The organism is Luteimonas sp. A277 (assembly GCF_054052045.1).
In genome coordinates, this window is record NZ_JBSVRG010000003.1 from 120194 (window position 1) to 137228 (window position 17035).

15 protein-coding genes are annotated in these 17035 nt (G+C 68.2%); 6 read left to right on the plus strand and 9 right to left on the minus strand.

All coding sequences use genetic code 11. The features are described from left to right. From ACW7G2_RS04190 to ACW7G2_RS04200, 3 genes are all read left to right on the plus strand, one after another. On the plus strand, positions 1 to 1113 hold the full coding sequence (locus ACW7G2_RS04190) for a glycosyltransferase (protein ID WP_456973047.1): 1113 nt from the start codon (positions 1 to 3) through the stop codon (positions 1111 to 1113). Positions 1114 to 1469: 356 nt separating this feature from the next. Further along, positions 1470 to 4268, plus strand: a complete 2799-nt coding sequence (glnE, locus tag ACW7G2_RS04195; protein ID WP_456973049.1) for a bifunctional [glutamate--ammonia ligase]-adenylyl-L-tyrosine phosphorylase/[glutamate--ammonia-ligase] adenylyltransferase — start codon at positions 1470 to 1472, stop codon at positions 4266 to 4268. A gap of 114 nt (positions 4269 to 4382) precedes the next feature. Next, complete coding sequence (locus ACW7G2_RS04200; RefSeq protein WP_456973051.1) at positions 4383 to 6053, plus strand: LysM peptidoglycan-binding domain-containing protein; 1671 nt, start codon at positions 4383 to 4385, stop codon at positions 6051 to 6053. A 36-nt stretch (positions 6054 to 6089) separates the two neighbouring features. On the opposite strand, the gene ACW7G2_RS04205 is transcribed toward ACW7G2_RS04200, so the two are convergent. Beyond that, complete coding sequence (locus ACW7G2_RS04205; RefSeq protein ID WP_456973053.1) at positions 6090 to 7064, minus strand: mitochondrial fission ELM1 family protein; 975 nt, start codon at positions 7062 to 7064, stop codon at positions 6090 to 6092. A 118-nt stretch (positions 7065 to 7182) separates the two neighbouring features. Here ACW7G2_RS04205 and ACW7G2_RS04210 point away from each other — a divergent pair, with 118 nt between their 5' ends. The 3 genes from ACW7G2_RS04210 to ACW7G2_RS04220 all read left to right on the plus strand — a co-directional run bounded on the left by ACW7G2_RS04210 (position 7183) and on the right by ACW7G2_RS04220 (position 9345). After that, positions 7183 to 7770 carry a malonic semialdehyde reductase gene (locus tag ACW7G2_RS04210; RefSeq protein WP_456973055.1) on the plus strand — a complete coding sequence of 196 codons (588 nt, stop codon included), beginning with the start codon at positions 7183 to 7185 and terminating at the stop codon, positions 7768 to 7770. 46 nt (positions 7771 to 7816) lie between these two features. Continuing rightward, positions 7817 to 8416, plus strand: a complete 600-nt coding sequence (locus tag ACW7G2_RS04215; RefSeq protein WP_456973056.1) for a YceI family protein — start codon at positions 7817 to 7819, stop codon at positions 8414 to 8416. Positions 8417 to 8631: 215 nt separating this feature from the next. After that, positions 8632 to 9345, plus strand: coding sequence for a pirin family protein (locus ACW7G2_RS04220; protein ID WP_456973058.1), 714 nt, complete (start codon positions 8632 to 8634; stop codon positions 9343 to 9345). A 43-nt stretch (positions 9346 to 9388) separates the two neighbouring features. On the opposite strand, the gene ACW7G2_RS04225 is transcribed toward ACW7G2_RS04220, so the two are convergent. From ACW7G2_RS04225 to ACW7G2_RS04260, 8 genes are all read right to left on the minus strand, one after another. Continuing rightward, positions 9389 to 10486, minus strand: a complete 1098-nt coding sequence (locus tag ACW7G2_RS04225; protein WP_456973060.1) for an alpha/beta fold hydrolase — start codon at positions 10484 to 10486, stop codon at positions 9389 to 9391. Positions 10487 to 10492: 6 nt separating this feature from the next. Further along, complete coding sequence (locus ACW7G2_RS04230; protein ID WP_456973062.1) at positions 10493 to 11869, minus strand: leucyl aminopeptidase family protein; 1377 nt, start codon at positions 11867 to 11869, stop codon at positions 10493 to 10495. Further along, positions 11866 to 12594: an HAD family hydrolase gene (locus ACW7G2_RS04235; protein ID WP_456973064.1), complete on the minus strand. Its 729-nt coding sequence runs from the start codon at positions 12592 to 12594 to the stop codon at positions 11866 to 11868. The genes ACW7G2_RS04230 and ACW7G2_RS04235 overlap by 4 nt, the downstream gene beginning before the upstream one ends. Before the next feature lie 47 nt (positions 12595 to 12641). Continuing rightward, on the minus strand, positions 12642 to 13736 hold the full coding sequence (locus ACW7G2_RS04240; RefSeq protein ID WP_456973066.1) for an AI-2E family transporter: 1095 nt from the start codon (positions 13734 to 13736) through the stop codon (positions 12642 to 12644). 11 nt (positions 13737 to 13747) lie between these two features. After that, entirely contained in the window at positions 13748 to 14272 is a 525-nt protein-coding gene (locus tag ACW7G2_RS04245; protein WP_456973068.1) for a protein sip-5, read from the minus strand. Then, positions 14269 to 14781, minus strand: coding sequence for a phage holin family protein (locus tag ACW7G2_RS04250; RefSeq protein WP_456973070.1), 513 nt, complete (start codon positions 14779 to 14781; stop codon positions 14269 to 14271). The genes ACW7G2_RS04245 and ACW7G2_RS04250 overlap by 4 nt, the downstream gene beginning before the upstream one ends. Positions 14782 to 14817: 36 nt before the next feature. Beyond that, positions 14818 to 15228: a DUF883 family protein gene (locus ACW7G2_RS04255; protein WP_456973072.1), complete on the minus strand. Its 411-nt coding sequence runs from the start codon at positions 15226 to 15228 to the stop codon at positions 14818 to 14820. 79 nt (positions 15229 to 15307) lie between these two features. Further along, positions 15308 to 16789 (minus strand): trypsin-like peptidase domain-containing protein, encoded by a 1482-nt coding sequence (locus ACW7G2_RS04260; RefSeq protein ID WP_456973074.1) that lies wholly within the window; start codon positions 16787 to 16789, stop codon positions 15308 to 15310. Positions 16790 to 17035: the final 246 nt, after the last annotated feature.

A 17035-nucleotide genomic window follows, 5' to 3' on the forward strand; every position in this document is an offset into this window, starting at 1 on the left:
ATGAGCGGTTCCAGTACACGTCCCACGGGCGGCGCAATCGCCCTGGCTGCCGGCGGCACCGGCGGGCACCTGTTTCCCGCCGAGGCCCTGGCCCGGGAGCTGATGGCACGCGGCCATGAGGTGGTGATCCACACCGAGCAGCGCGGCGCCGCCTACACCGAAGCGTTGGCCGGCATCGAGCACCTGGTGCTGCCGGCGCGATCCCTGGCGGGCGGGGTTGCGGGCAAGCTGCAGGCGGCGATCACCATCGGCCGGGCCGCCGTGCGTGCGCGGCGGGATCTGGCGCGGCGGCGGGCGCGGCTGATGATCGGCTTCGGCGGCTATCCCAGTTTCGCCCCGGCGCTGGCGGCCAAGTCGCTGGGCCTGCCGCTGCTGCTGCACGAGCAGGCCACGCGGCTGAGCATGGCCAACCGGCAGCTGCTGCGCCTGGCCGACGGCGTGGCCACTTCGTTCCCGCAGGTGGCCGGCCTGGAGGGTTTCGATGCCGCCAAGGTGTTCGAGACCGGCAACCCGGTGCGGCGTTCGATCCTGGAGGCGCGCGCTGGCTATCCGCCGTTCGGCAGCGACCAGGAGCTGCGGCTCCTGGTGGTGGGCGGCAGCCAGAGCGCGGCGGTGTTCGGCCGGGTGGTGCCGCCAGCGCTGCTGGCGCTGGATGAAGGCATCCGCCATCGGCTGCGGGTATCACTGCAGTACCGGGGCGAGGACGCGGTTGCGATTGCGGGCCGGCTCGCGCAGGCCGGCATCCGGGCCGATGTGCAACCGTTCTTCAACGACATGGGCGAGCGCCTGCGCGATGCGCATCTGCTCATCGCCCGTGCGGGAGCCACCACCGCTGCCGACCTGCTGGTGATGGGCCGGCCGGCGATCTTCGTGCCGATCCCGCACGGGGGCTCGCGCGAGGAGCAGCGGCGCAATGCCGAGACCTTGGCCAACGCCGGCGTGGGCTGGTGCATGCCCGAGCCGGAACTCACCCCGGAATCACTGGCCGCGCTGCTGGCCGAACTGTTCGCCTCGCCCACCGTCCTGCCCGAAGCCGCGCGCGCGGCCGCGAAGCTGGGCAAGCCCGAAGCCGCCTCCCTGCTCGCCGACACCGTCGAGCGCATGCTTGTGTAGGCGCGCGCCATGCGCGCGAAATCGCGTGATTTCTTACTGTACTCGCAGGTATCGTTTTGCAGTGCAGCGTGCAAGTTGCATAACCTTTCCTTCACAGTCGTCCTGCACCCGACGTGGGGGAGGGAGCAAAAGCCCGCTACCGGTTTTCCGGTAGCGGGCTTTTTTTATTCGGCTCTTCACCCGCTCGGGGGTTGCCGGGGCAGGCCACGGCTTCTTCGATTCATTCCGTCGTGAGCTGAAGGGCCACGACGGGGCTGGGCTTGCGGATGCAGGTGCGGGCAGGACTGCGCGTGGCTCTTCCCGGCGGGCCCGGCGTTGTATCTGCGCCGCGCTCATCCGGTGCCACAATTGCTGGCATGGATGACGCCGACCTTGAAGCGCAACTCGAACCACTGGCTGATCGCGCGCTGGAGCGCCTGAGGCGGGCGCTTGGCAGCGATGCGGAGGCGCTGGACGTGGCAGCCAATGCGGAGCGCGTGCGGCGGGTGGCGATCGCCAGTGACTTCGCCATCGATACCCTGGAGCGGCAGCCGGGGCTGATCCTTGCCCTGGTGGCCGATGACGGCCCCGACCCGGTTCCGGCGCCCACGCTGGAGGCCGACGACAGCGACAGCTGGCCGCGCCTGCTGCGCCGCTTTCGCGCAGCCGAGTCCACCCGGCTGGTGTGGCGCGATGTGCTGGGGCTGGATGATCTGGATGCCACGCTGGCTGGCAGTACCAGCCTGGCTGATACCTGCCTGCAGTTGGCCCATGACGCGCTGGAGGAACAGTTCGCCGCCCGTCATGGCCGGGTCCGTGACAGCGATGGCGAAGTCGTGCGCCTGGTGGTGTTCGCGCTGGGCAAGCTGGGTGGGCAGGAGTTGAATTTCAGCTCCGATGTGGATCTGGTCCATGCCTACCCGCGGGGCGGCGAAAGCGATGGCGCACGTCCGCTGGCGGCGGAGCAGTACTTCGCCAAGCTCGGGCAGGCGCTGGGCCGGCTGCTGGATGACAACACCGCCGATGGCTTCTGCCATCGGGTGGACCTGCGCCTGCGTCCCTTTGGTGGCGCTGGCCGGGTGGTGCTGAGCTTCGCGGCGATGGAGCAGTACTTCCAGAGTGAAGGACGCGACTGGGAGCGCTACGCCTGGCAGAAGGCGCGACCGGTGGCCGGGGATGTGGCTGCCGGGCAGGAATTCCTCCATCAGCTGCGGCCATTCGTCTACCGCCGTTACCTCGATTACGGCGCGCTGGACGGCCTGCGCGCGATGAAGGCCTCGATCGCAGCCGAGGTCGTGCGCAAGGAGCTGGCTGATGACATCAAGCGTGGGCCTGGTGGCATCCGCGAGGTCGAGTTCCTGGCCCAGGTGCTGCAGCTGATCCGCGGCGGGCGCGAACCGGCATTGCGCGAACCGCGCCTGGAACCGGCGCTGCGCGCGCTGGTCGCAGCGCGGCATATTCCCGAAGACAGCGCCGATGACCTGTGCCAGGCCTACCGCTTCCTGCGCCGGCTGGAAAATCGCCTGCAGATGCTGCGCGATGCCCAGGTGCACGCGATTCCGGCCGCGCCGCTGGACCGGCTGCGTATCGCCCGTGGACTGGGCTACGCGGACTGGGCCGCGCTGGACGCCGAGCTGCAAACGCACCGCGCCCGGGTCGGCAGTGAATTCGATGACCTGCTGGCCCAGCGCAGCGAGCTGCCGGCGGTGGACAGCGATATCGCCGGCTACTGGCGCGCCTTGCCGGAAGGCGGGGATGCAAATGCGCTTGCCGCGGCCGGATTCGATGACGCCGGCAACGTCGATGCGGCGCTGCGCGACTTCGCCCGCTCGCCCAGCGTCCGCGACCTGTCCGATTCCACCCGCGCGCGCCTGGACCGGGTGATGCCGGTGCTGCTGCAGGCCAGCGCCCCGGCCGACCGGCCGCTGCAGGCGGTGCGCCGGCTGCTGGCGCTGCTGCACAACATCCTGCGCCGCTCCGCTTATCTGGCTCTGCTGGACGAACAGCCGAGCGCACTCCAGCGCCTGATCGACCTGGTCAGCCGCAGCGCCTTTCTGGCCGAACGCGTGGCCGCGCACCCGCTTCTGCTGGATGAATTGCTGGATGCCCGCGCCGAAGGGCCGCTGCCTGAGCGCGCCCTGTTTGCACGTGCCTGTGCCCCGGCGCTTCGTCATGACGACCTGGAGCAGGCGCTGTTTGTGCTCAATGAGACCCGCCATGCGCTCAGCTTCCGTATCGCCCTGGCGGTGCTGGACGGCCGTCAGCGGGCGCAGGAGGCCACCCGCCAGCTGGCCTGGCTGGCCGATGCCGTGGTGGGCGTAGTGGTGGAGCTGGCGCGGCGCGATCTGTATGCGACCCGTGGCGGAATCGAAAATGCCCGGTTTGCCGTCCTTGGTTACGGCAGCCTGGGGGGCGAGGAACTGGGCGTGGGTTCGGACCTTGACCTGGTGTTCCTTTACGACGCGCCGGCGGATGCGCAGTCGGACGGCCAGCGCCCGCTGGATGCCCCACGCTGGTTTGCGCGCCTGGCGCAGAAGGTGGTGGCGCTGCTGGGCACGGTCACCGGCGCCGGCCGGCTGTACGAGGTTGATATCCGCCTGCGCCCGGACGGCGCGAGTGGCCTGCTGGTGTCTTCGCTGACCAGTTACGACGACTACCAGCGCCAGCGTGCCTGGACGTGGGAGCACCAGGCGCTGGTGCGCGGTCGCTGCGTGGCCGGCGAGGACAGCCTGTGCGCGGATTTCGAGCAGGTGCGCGAACGTGCGCTGACCCGCGTGCGTGATCCCGACACGTTGCGCCGGGAGATCGTCGACATGCGCGCGAAGATGCGCGCTGAGCTGGACCGGAGCACGTCCGACCGCTTCGACCTCAAGCAGGGCGAGGGCGGCCTGACCGACCTCGAGTTCCTGCTGCAGTACCTGGTGCTGCGGGAGGCGCACGCGCACCCGGACCTGCTTGCGCCGCGCGCCACCCCGTCGCTGCTGCAGGCAGCCGGCGACGCCGGGCTGCTGGAACCGGCTGCAGTCGAAAGCCTGCGCGCCGCCCACGCCACCCTGGCCGGACTCGCCCTGGCCTGCGGCCTGGACCGGCGCTCGCGGCTCGTGCCCGATAGCGACGCACTGGCTTGTGCCCGCGCTGCAATCCGGTGCGGAATGCGGGCGGCGGGCCTGGGCTGAGAGCGCCGGTAGGGATTCCATCATGCCCTGGCCAAGCTGGGGAAAACCCCAGATGGCAGGGAGGCCCGGACTGCCTAGCATTGGGCCATCCCATACCTGCACCCAGGACGGCCCATGAGCATCCACGCTATCCGTGACGGCGGCTACCAGCCACCGCCGCCGCCCCCGACCCGCAACGAGGCCAAGCACACGGTGGCTCCGGCTGAAAGCATCACCGACATCGCCAACCGCCACGGCGTGTCGGTGCAGGACATCATGAAGGCGAATCCGTCGGTCCAGAACCCGGACATGGTGTACCCGAACCAGGAGCTGACCATCCCGGCGCGGGTCACGGACGATCCCAGCGTGAGCCTGTCCAACGACGGCAGCGTTGGCGCCAGCAACACCACGACGGAGCGGACCACCACCACGTCCGATGACGGCACCGTGCGGCAGTCGTCCACCTCGGGCACCGTGGGCATCAGCGCCAATGAAGAAAAGGGCACCGTCACCCTCTCCGGGGGAGGCTCCTTCTCGGAGTCGGTGAAGAACGCCAAGGGCTACGGGGTCAGCTTCAGCGCCGGCGGCAACGCGTCGGTCACCGAGGGTGGCAAGACCGAAGACGGCGTGACCACGTACCAGCTGTCGACCGACGTGTCGGTGTTCCTCAAGGGCGGGGTGAATACGCCCAAGGCCGGGCTCGAGATCGGCCGCACCGAAGGCATCCGCACCTCCTACCAGGTGACCATGCCGGAGGACGCCGCGGTCGATCCGAAGGACATCAATCCGTTCGATCCCTACTCAATGCCGGAAGGCACCGTGGTGACCATGAACGGCTCGGACTACAGCACCAACGAGTTCAAGGCCACCTTCCAGAAGCTCGCCCTGCAGACCAAGGTCACCGACGAGAGCGGAGTGAGCACGGCGATTGAACGCACCGGTGAGGACACCGTGCGGGTCACCGCCGGGCCGACCGAGGCGATCAAGGCCTACAACGGCATAGGCGTGGATATTGGCGTGGCCAACGTGATGCTGGGCCGCAACGACAGCCTGTCCGAAGCCACCCTGCAGACCGCCGAGTTCGACCTGTCCACCGAAGAGGGGCTGGCGGGCTACAACGATTTCATCACCACCGGCAGCCTGCCCGAAGACAACGGCGATGGCGTGAGCAACGTGGCCACCATCGAGAAGGTGGATTTCAGCTCCCAGACCCAGCTCACCGGCAAGCTCGGCCCGCTCAAGCTGACCCTGGATGGCGCACAGAACACCGGCAACATGGTGGTGACCACCTTCCCGGACGGCTCGCTGGAGCGCACGGTAGATCTGCAGTACTCGGGCAACGTGCCGATGAACATCACCCAGCGCTGGGACGCGGATGACAATGAGATCGCCGCCGATCGCGTCTACAGCTACGACTTCCAGGTGGACGAGCAGAACGAGCAGCTGCTCAACGCGGCACTGACCGGCGACCTGGAACAGGCTGCCAGCGGCCCGGTGGAAGCCGGCCAGACCGTGACCCTGAGCTTCAACGAAAGCCAGATGCAGGCGCTGGCCGGCCAGACCGGCAGCGCAGTGGAGAACGGCGCCCATATGGATCTTGGGCACCTGCTCGGCTACATGGAGCCGGACGGTTCCTACCCGACGCCGGATGCCTGGGATTTCGCCCTGTCGCTGGGCGGGAACATGGGCAACAGCGACTACGGGCTGGCCGAGCGGCTGTTCTCGATCTCGGACGGCAGCACGGCGGGTGGGTTCGGTGACCGCGATTACGCGGCCATTGATGCCCAGGTCCACGTCCAGTCCTGACCCTGCGGCGGCGTGAACCACAGGAGGGCGGGCGGGTCAGCTGATCCGCTCGCGCACCTGGTCTGCAATGCGTGCGGTTTCGCGCAGTGGCTCGCAGTCGAAGCGGGCCAGCGTGCCGTCCACCGGCCGGATGCGTCCGCGGGTGAGCAGGGCATCAAGGAAGCGGCGCGGCCGGCCTTCAGTACGCGTGGGATCGAACACGAACACCGGCGCGCGGGTGGCACAGGCTTCCGACACCATGTTCACCGAGTCGGGCGTGCAGATGATGCGGTCGGCCCAGGCCAGCAGGCCCGGATACGGGTTGGTGCCCCCGCTTTGCCCGGACCAGGCCACTCCCGGCCATGCCTCGCTGTCCATCCGTGCGCGCAGGGCAGAGGTGACCTCCACCGGCGTGCGCCGCGAGACCGTGGCCAATACGCTGCCGCCCTCGCTGTCCAGCACTGTCGATATGGATTGGGCCAAGGCCTCGAATGCGGCGCGATCAAAGCGTGCATGGCGGCTGCTGCCGCCGAGCAGCACGGCAATGCGCGGGCGCGGCAGTTCGGCCAGCAGCGGGAAGTCCGCGCGTCCTGTGGCCAGCCACGCATCGTCCACCGGGTTGAGGCTGCCAAGCAGGGTCAGCACGTTGGGGCCTTCGAGTCCGTCGTGCTCGGGTGCGATCACCAGGTCCCAGTGAGCGGGATCCACGCGTGGATCCAGGATCTGCACCGCACGGGCGCCTGCTTCGCGCAGCAGCCGCGTAGCCAAGGCCGACTGGCGTCCGCAGCCGATGGCCAATGCTGGCGGTGTGGCGAGGGCGCGAGCGAATTCGCTGCCGAAGGCGTGTCGCGCGCCGGGAAGGCGGCGCGGAGCGGCCCAGCGCCAAGGGCGCTGCGGCGTCAGGTGCCAGTTGCGGACAGAGTCGTGCCCCATCGCTGCCGCCAGCGAAAGCGCTTGGCGCAGGTTGCCCGCGTGACCTTCGGTAAGCGCCCACGCCGTTCCATTAATGTTGATGTGCGGGTCAATATCCATTCATCGTTCTGTTTTTGTGATCTTATGTTCCGGTCAACAGGCTCCCCAAACATCCGTGGAACTCTACACTGGACACCAATTCACATGCGGCATCCGCCGCGGGGGAGACACTTTCCACATGACTGAAGTCCTGACCGGCGCAGCGCTTGACCAGCTGTTCCGCACCGCCCGCACCTACAACCGGTTCAGCGGCGAGATTGATGACGCCACCCTGACGCGCCTCTACGACCTGATCAAGTGGGGGCCCACCACTGCCAACACCACGCCCGCGCGCTTCGTGTTCGTGCGCTCGGCCGAGGCCAAGGCCAGGCTGGAGCCCGCACTGGATGAGGGCAACCGCGCCAAGACCATGGCGGCGCCGGTGACGGTGATCGTCGGCCATGACCTGGAGTTCCACGAGAAGCTGCCGTACCTGTTCCCCCACACCGATGCCAAGGCGTGGTTCGAAGGCCCGCAGGAAAACCGCCGCGAGCACGCCATCCGCAACGGCTCCCTGCAGGGTGCGTACCTGATCCTCGCCGCACGCGCACTTGGCCTGGATACCGGTCCGATGACCGGATTCAACGCGGCGAAGGTGGATGAGGCGTTCTTCAAGGACACCTCCATCCGCTCCAACTTCCTGGTCAACCTGGGCAAGGGTGACCCGGCCAGCATCTTCGACCGGTCGCCGCGGCTCGGGTTCGACGAGGCCTGCCGCATCGAGTAAAGACGTTACTTCCCCTGCCACATCCCCTATTTCTGGAGACATCACCATGAACCATCGCAATTTCCGCCGCCTGGCGCTTGCCGCCGCCCTGTCGCTGTCCGCCACCGCCGCGTTCGCCGCGCCGGTGACCTACACCATGGATCCGGACCACACCACCGTGGCCGCGAAGTGGAACCACTTCGGCTTCTCCAATCCGGTGATCCTGTTCGGCGACGTGGACGGCACCATCGTCTACGACGCGGACGACGTGGCCGCTTCCAGCGTCCAGGTGACGCTGCCGCTGTCGGGCATGGAGTCCAACGTGTCGGCCTTCAACGACCACCTGCGCAGCGATGATTTCTTCGATGCGGAGAACTTCCCGGAGGCCACTTTCCGCAGCACCTCGGTCCAAGCCGCTGGCGAAGGCGAGCTGAAGATCACCGGCGAGCTCACCATCAAGGGCATCACCAAGGAAGTCGTACTTGACGCCACGATCAACCAGATTGCCGCGCACCCGGCGACCGAAAAGCAGACCGCCGGCTTTGACGCCAGCGCCACCATCAAGCGCAGCGAGTTCGACCTGGGCATGTTCGTGCCCAACGTGGCCGATGAAATCGAACTGCACATCACCACCGAGGCGCCCGCCGCCGAAGGCGACGAGGCCTGATTCCAAGGCCGGCGGCACCCCCGCCGGCCTTCTTTCGTAGGAGCGCGCCATGCGCGCGAAGCCGCGTGACTTCTGTCGCGGCGCGAAGCTCCGGCCCCCGCGCGTTTTCGCAGCGGGCTTCAGGCAGCGCTGCCGGTCCGAAACCACACCCCGCTGCCAGACTTCACGCGGCTTCGCGCGCATGGCGCGCTCCTACATCTGATCGGTTCAACACCATGAAAATATTCCGTCCAGCCGGTGAGCGCGGCCACGTCCGTACCGGCTGGCTCGACAGCCGCCACAGCTTTTCCTTCGGCCACTACCACGACCCACAGTGGATGGGCTGGGGACCGCTGCGGGTGATCAACGAGGACCGGGTCGCGCCGGGAGGTGGATTCGCTCCGCACGGCCACGCCAACATGGAGATCATCAGCTACGTGATTTCAGGCGGCCTGGCCCATCGCGACAGCACCGGCAGCGAGGGCGTGCTGCGTCCGGGCGAGCTGCAGTGGATGAGTGCCGGCCACGGCGTCGAGCACAGCGAGTACAACCACTCCGACTCCGAAGCGGTGCATTTCCTGCAGACCTGGATCCAGCCGGACCGGCTCAACGCCGCGCCCGACTATGCGCAGAAGGCCTTCGACCCGGCCACTCGTCGCGGCCAATGGGGCCTGCTGGCCTCGCCGGATGGGGCGGAAGGCAGCCTGGCGATCCGCCAGGACGCGCGCCTTCTTGGCGTGCAGTTGGGGAGCGGAGAGTCAGTCGCCCTGACGCTGGACCCGGCGCGTCGCTATTGGCTGCAGACCGTCCAGGGCGAAGCCCGCGTCGACGACCAGCGCCTGGCCGCCGGCGACGCCATCGGCTACGCCGACGAGTTCGGCGAGCTGCGCATCACCGGCACAGGCGAGGGCAGCCTGGCCGACATCCTTCTGTTCGATCTTCCCGCCTGACGGAATGCCACCGGTCCTTTGAATGTGTCTCGCGTCCGTCCGGTCAGGAGTCGGCCGGGGGCGGTGATGGAAGTACAAAGGGCCTGCAGCCAGCAGCTGCTGCATCCAGCCATTCCGCAATCGGCTCCGCCAACCAGTCCACGCGCATCGGGGCGGTGAAGTGATGTTCGCCTTCCAGCGCCACCAGCTGACCACGCGGCGAAACCTCGGCCAGCGACTGGACGACCTCCATCGGGAAGAAGCCGTCCTCGGTGCCATGGAGCAGAATCATGCAGCCGGTAAATCCGGCTGCGGGCACGCGCACGTCCACATTCGCCAGATCCACATCAAGCCGTCTGCCTGCGGTCCTGATTGCCCGATCGATTCGCGCTTGGTCATAGCGCGCCCGGGCGTAGGTTCTCAACAGCTGGCTGCGCACGCCCAGCGATGGCATCGCCTTCATTCCGCCAATCATGTCGCGGATGCCATCGGCGGCGTTGGCGTACGGGGCCATGGCGACTACCGCATCGACCTGGTCCGCGCCAAGTTCGGCTGCGGCGTAGAGCGATGCCACTGCGCCGTATGACACACCGAACAGGGCCAGCGGGCCATCGATCTCGCCGGACTCGCGCAGGGCACTGACCAGGGCGGCGATATCCCCACCCTCGCGGGGTCCGAAGCCAGCTGGCGCGCGGCCGGAGGTACCGTGATTGCGAAGGTCGATCGCGATGCCGCGCCAGCCGTGTTCGGCAAGGGCCAGGGCCCAGTGCAACATCGAACTGCCGTCCATGCCCCAGCCGTGGACCAGCACCACCGTCCCTTTCACCGGCACCGGGAGGCGCTCATCGGCGCTGTTTCCAGCATTGAACCCGAACTTCACGCCCTCGTCGGTACGGACGTAGCGATACTGGATGTCGTAGGTGCGGGGTTCCACCAGGCGGTATTCCAGCAGGGGCCCGCTGGGCACCTGGAACTGCCCGCGGGTGATTCCCATGCCGGTCTCGAACTGTACGGCTGAAGCGCCGGACAGCATGGACCGTCCCCTTGGTTCGGCGATGCGGTCCTCCAGTGTGGCGCAGGCGCTGGCCGCCAAGGCCACCGCCACGAGGATTGCGGTGTGGATAGATGGTTTGGGTGACCTTCCCTGGAACCCCTGGTTCATTCCGCCTCAGCCTCCGTAGCGCGACTTGAGCATGGCCCACACCGAGCGCAGGCCCTGGGCTTCGCCGCCGACGGGGCGGCCGGCGCGTTCGCTTTCATTCCAGGCGAACACATCAAGATGCGCCCACTGGGTGTCTTCGGGCACGAAGCGCTCCAGGTACAGGGCCGCGGTGACGGAACCGGCCATGCGTGAGCCGGCGTTGGCGATGTCGGCCACGCGGCTGGTGAGGTAGCGCAGGTACGGACGCCATAGGGGCATGCGCCAGACCGGATCGCGCTGGTCCATGCCGGCCTTGAGCCATGCGTTGGCCACGGCGTCGTTGTTGCTGTAGAGCGCAGGCAGGTCCGGCCCCAGCGCGATCCGCGCCGCGCCGGTGAGGGTGGCGAAGTCGATCAGCAGGTCGGGTGAGGATTCGCCGGCATAGGTCAGCGCATCGCCCAGCACCACCCGGCCCTCGGCGTCGGTGTTGTCGATCTCCACGCTGATGCCCTTGCGGGTGGCGACCACTTCGCCGGGGCGAAAGGCGTCCGGGCCGATCGCGTTTTCCACCGCGGGGATCAGCAGCGACAGGCGCACCGGCAGGCCGCGGGTCATGACCAGCTCGGCCAGTGCCAGTGCGTGGGCAGCGCCGCCCATATCCTTCTTCATGTTGCGCATGCCGTCGGCGGGCTTGATGTCCAGGCCACCGGTGTCGAAGCACACGCCCTTGCCGACCAGTGACAGCAGCGGGTCGCCCTGCTTGCCCCAGGTCAGGTGCAGCAGCCGCGGTGCGCGGTGCGAGGCGCGGCCGACGGCGTGGATGGCGGGGAAGTTCTGCTCCAGCAGTTCGTCGCCGACGATGCTTTCAAGCCGGCCGCCGTGCGCATCGGCAATGCCGCGGGCCACTGCTTCCAGCTCTTCCGGGCCCAGGTCTTCGGTCGGCGTGTTGACCAGGTCGCGCACGCGGCTGCAGGCGGCGATCACTGCCAGGGTTTCCGCGTCGGCCTCCAGTGCCAGCTGCGCCGGCGCACGCGGGGCTTTCTTGTAGCGGTCGAAACGGTAGCTGCCCAGGCCCCAGCCCAGTACCAGGGCATTGCGGGCCTCACCTTCCGGCGCCTGCACAGGCTGCCAGTCGCCCGCCGGCAGGCCGAACGGGGCATGCGCATAGGAAAACGGATCCAGGCGGTCGGCGAGCCCCAGCACCGCGCCGGGAGCGCTGCCTTCTTCGGCGGGCAGGCTCAGCCAGGTGCCGGGCGCAGCGTCGAAGCCATGAGCATCAAGCCACTGCCGGGTGGTGGCGGGCTGTTGGTCCAGCCATGCGGGCAGGGACTCGCGGTCGAGCAGATGCAGCGGGCGTGGGTTTGCTGCCGCTGCGGAGGTGGTCAGCCCGGGGGGAAGGGTCATTCTGAAACGCTCCTGTGGGATGCATCCCGGAGCCCTGCGTCCAGCCAGTCGGCCAGGCCGGTCAGGCTGTCGAACTCCAGGTCGGGGGTGATGGTGGGGTGTTGCCAGGTGCGGCCGTCGCGGTTGATCCAGCAGCTGCGCAGGCCGGCCCGCGCAGCACCGACCACGTCGGCCTCGATGTGATCGCCCACGTGTAGCACCTGGCCGTGGGCGCAGCCCAGACGTGTGCAGGCGGCGTGGAAGATGCAGGCCGAAGGTTTGGCCTTGCCATGCTCCACGGCACCGAGCTGGAAGACGAAGTGCTGATCCAGTCCGATCCGGCCGAGATCGGCATTGCCGTTGGTCAGCGCCGCGATCGGCACCAGGGCGGCGATGCGCTCAAGCGCCGGGACGCTGTCGGGGTAGCAATCCACCTGGTTGCGGGCGGCGAAGAAAGCCTCGTAGGCCGAATCCACCAGGTCCGGGTCGCCGCCGCTTTCGCGCAGCGCCTGTTCAATGGTCAGTCGGCGCAGGGCCGAAACGTCGTGTGCCAGATGCGGGTGCTGCTGGTGCACCCGCAGTCGCAGATCGCGCATGGCCCCGGTGGAGAAGCGCTCGGCGGTACGCGGACTGTGGGTGCGGAACCACTCATCCAGCGCCCGCTCGATCCGCTCCCCGATCGGCGCGAACGGCCATACGGTGTCGTCAAGATCAAGGGTGATGGCGCGGACAGGGAAAAACTGCATGTGCCCATTCTACGCAACGGCCGGCGGGGCTTCCGGCCTGCAACGGATCATTCCAGCAGTCGTGCCCAGGGCTCCATGCCATCGATGCGCGAGAGCACCTTCTTGGTGCATACCAGCAGTGGCACCGCCAGCAGCAGGCCGATGAAGCCCCACAGGAAGCCGAACAGCATCAGCGCCAGTACCAGCAGCAGCGGGGAAAGCGCCATGCGATGGCCGACCACGATCGGGGTGAAGATCTGACCTTCCAGCGTCTGCAATACCAGGTAGACGCCGAGGGGAAGCAGGGCCTGGCCAAGGTCGTCCCAGACGATCAGGCCCATCAGCAGCAACCCCGTGGCGGCCATGAAGGCGCCTACATAGGGTGCGTAGTTGAGCAGTGCCACCAGCGTGCCCCACAGCAGTGCATTGGGCAGGCTCAGCCCGATCAGGTGCAGCGCCACCGCCACCGCCGCGCCGAGCACGGCGTTGATCATGGTGATGGTGAACACGTAACGGGACACTTCCTGCTCGATTCCCTGCATGATCTCCACGCTCACTTTCTGCTGGTAGCGGCTGGGCAGCAGCGAAATCGCATGCCGCTGCAAGCGCTCTCCGTAGACCATGAAAAAGAACGTGAGCAGCAACACTGCAAGCACCGCCATCACCATCTTCGGCGTGGCCACCAGCCGCTCCCACGGATCCTGCTCGCGCACCGCCACCACCTCGAGCTGGCGGGCATCGGTACCGTCGGCGGCGCGGGCAACGCTGGCCGCGGCTTCACTGGCCTGCTGCATCGGCCCGGTCATCTGCTGCAGCTTGGGCGAAAGCACCTGCAGCTCGCTGGGAAGCTGCTGCATCCACTCCGCGGCCGGGGCCACCAGCTGGCGGCCGAGCAGCACCGTCAGCACCAGGGCCGTGCCCAGCAGCAGCAGGGCGCCGGGGAAGGACGGGATGCGCGCCCGCCTGAGCAGGCGCATGACCGGGTTGCCGATCAGGGCGAAAAACATCGCCAGCAGCACTGGCAGCAGCAGGTCGCGCGCGGCCCAGGCTGCGAACAGCACGGCCAGGGTGGCCAGGATCACTACTGGAATCGATGCGCGCGGGCGCGGCGGCGGAGGGGCCGGGGCGGCAGGCGACGGCGCTGGCAGATCGGCGCTGCCCATGGGCCGGCCTCCTAGCGCTCGGACAGTTCGGTCGCCGCCTCGGCGGGCGACGGCTGGTGGTCCCAGGGAGGCTCGGGTTGGCGACGGTCGGTTCGGGGCTGCGGCCCGGTTGCGGGCCCGGCGGTGTGCATACCGGCAGGCGCGGCGGCTCCGGGTGCCGTGCCGGCATCCGCTTCCGCCGCGGTCACAGCGGCTTCGTCGGCCGTTTCAGCGGCTTCGTCAGCGGTCTCGGCTGCGCTCTTGGCAGTCATCGCTGCGAAAGCCGCCTGGAGCGAACCCACCAGCCCGGCCACGGAGCCGACCAGTTGCAGGGTGCGGGGACTTCCGAACTTGCCCAGCTGTTTCAGGGCCTTTTCCGGCTCCGCACGGCCCATGAGAAAGCCCGACGCCAGGCCGGCCACCACGATCCGCAGCGGGGTCCAGGCTTCGCGCCATTCGCGACTCATGCGCCCCTGGCTTTCCCGGGTCTGCAGGAAGCGGCCTTCCACAAGGGTTTCGCCGCGTTCGACCCGACGTTTCAGCTGCTGGAAGTTCATGCGGGTGGCCTCTGCGGAACCGGTGCCTGGGCACGCGGCTGTGTGCTGCTTTCTTCGTCCTCGTCATCTTCGTCCTGCAGCAGGCCCAACCGGGCGAGCTGGCGACGGGTGGCCTGCAGCCCGGTATGCCGGGCGTAGACGGCTACGCGCCACGCGGCCAGGGCGGTGATGATGAAGTTGAGCGCTGCCGCGATCAGGGCCGAAGCCAGCCAGCTCAGCCCGAACGAATGCAGCAGGATGACCAGGAAGGTGATGGTCAACAGCCAGGCGGAAGTGCCGAAGACGACGGTCAGGGCCAACCACGCCGCCGCGCGACCGAGGGCCGCCCGAGCCAGCGCCAGGTCGGCACGGAACAGGCGGCGCAGGGCGCGGGCGGCGTCGCGCCCGGAGGCAAGGGTCTGGCGTCCGGCCGCGGTGACGCGGCGGACGCTTTCGTCCAGATGCGGTGCTTCCCCAGCGGGTCCGGCGGCGTCCTGCGCACCGGCGCTGTCGGGATGATCATCGTTCAAGGCATGCCCCGGCTGCTTGGATGAAGACGTGAGGGATTACCGGCTGCGCGCCAGCTTGGCGATGATCCAGCCTGCGGCAAATGCCACGCCGAACGAAGCCAGCGGGCGTTCGCGGATCAGGTCGGCAGCGCTGTCCACCAGGTCGCGGCCCTTGTCCATCACCTGGTCAAGCTGTTCCTTGCCGGCTTCGCTCAGGTCTTCCATTGCGGCCTTGCCGGACAGGGCGGTATCAGCCAGGTCGCTCCTGACGTTGGCGCGGCCCTGTTTGAGCTCATCTCCGGCAACGCTGGCGGCGCTGCGGACGGCATCGCCGGCATCGCGGGCGGCCTGCTTGAGGTGGCTGCTGGCCTCGCCAAGGTTGCTCTTGACCGAGTCGCTGGAGGGGTTCACCTTGACCGACTCTGCGGAAGGGTTGGTCTTGACCGAATCGGTGGAGGGGTCGTTCATCGGATGTCTCCTGTGGGTGGTGGTGGGGCGAGTTTGTGAGTCTGTAGCATGCCTTGTGCACGCCATGCGAGCACGGCTGCTATTGCAGACGGACCTGGCCACGCGAGCGGCCGCGCTGCACGATCAGCACCAGATCCTCCGGCGATTCGGACAGCGCAGCGCGGAAGCCGGCCAGGTCCCGGAACGGTCCGCCGGACGAAGCCAGGATCAGGTCGCCGGCGCGCAGGCCATTGCGCTCGGCGCGGCTGCCGGACTCCACGCTTTCAATCCGCACGCCGCCCACGCGGTCACCGGCGCTGCGCCGCAGCGCTTCAGGCAGGTCGGCCAGGGTGGCACCGGCCAGGCGCGGGTCGTAGCTGGCGCCGTCGCGAGGCACTTCCATCAGGCGGGTACTGACGTTGATGGTGCGCCCATTCCGGATGATTTCCAGGGTGACCTCGGTGTCCAGCGGCTGCAGGCCCTGGAAGTTGCGCAGCGATTCGCTGTTGTCGATGCGCTGGCCGTTGGCGGCGATGATCACATCGCCGGCGCGCAGACCACCCTGCGCGCTGGACGACCCCGCATGCACGCGGGTCACCACTGCGCCACGCGGTGTCTCCAGCTCCAGGCCGCGGGCGAGCTGCGCATCCACCGTCTGGGTATCGATGCCCAGCGTGCCGCGGCGGACCTCGCCGGTTGCGTAGAGCTGGCGCATGACGCTGCCGGCCAGGTTGGAAGGAATCGCAAAGCCCAGGCCGATATTGCCGGCCATGCTGCCCTGCACGTTGAAGCTGGCGGTGTTGATGCCGACCAGCTCGCCGCGCAGGTTGACCAGCGCACCGCCGGAATTGCCCGGGTTGATCGAGGCGTCGGTCTGGATGAAGTTCTGATAACCCACCCCTGGCACATTGCTGCGGCCCACCGCCGAGACGATCCCCGAGGTGACCGTCTGGCTGAAGCCGAAGGGATTGCCCACGGCGACCACGAAGTCGCCCACCTGCAGGGTGCCGCTGTCGGCCAGCGGCACCGCGGTCAGATCCTCGGCGGGGATGCGCATCAGGGCGATGTCGGTTTCCGGGTCGGAGCCGATGAACTCTGCTTCCATGGTGCGCCCGTCGCTGAGGGTCACCGACACCGATACCGCTTCGGCGCCGCGCGCCACTTCGATCACATGGTGGTTGGTCAGCACCAGGCCGCGCTCCGCATCCACGATCACCCCCGAGCCCAGTGATTCGTTGATCCGCTCCTGCGCCAGTTCCGGGAACATACGCCGGAAAAACGGGTCATCGCCGAACGGGCTCTGGGTGCGTACCCGCTGGCGGGTGTGCACGCTCAGCACTGCGGGCGTCACCCGCTCGAGCATGGGCGCCAGCGAAGGCAGGGGCTGGCCCTCCACGGCGGTCGGCAGCGCGACAGGCATGGGGCGGGCGAGATCAGGCAGCGTCCGCCCTGTGGGATCAGCCAGTTCGACGGACGCTGGCTGGGCCAGGGCCGGCGGCAGGCCGTCGCGCAATACGGTGGCCACCAGGCCGCCGAACGCGGCGGCAACAACCAGGGCCAGAACGGTGGGAAGCGGGCGCATGATGCTCCTGTTTATCTCGCACGGAGGGTTGCAGATACGTGAAGTGGGGCACGTTCGGCGAGGGTCAAGCGTAGTCCGCCCGGCCCCACGGAAGCCACTCGAGCGGGGCGATGGGCGCACTTTCCATCCCGCCTCGCCAATGCTGAATCGCGACCGTGCCAGTCCCTCGCCGTGCCGACCGGTTTGGTTTGACTTACGATTCCCCGGGGCGTAGTTTTGAGTGCCGCTGGCCACTACATCTTGGGG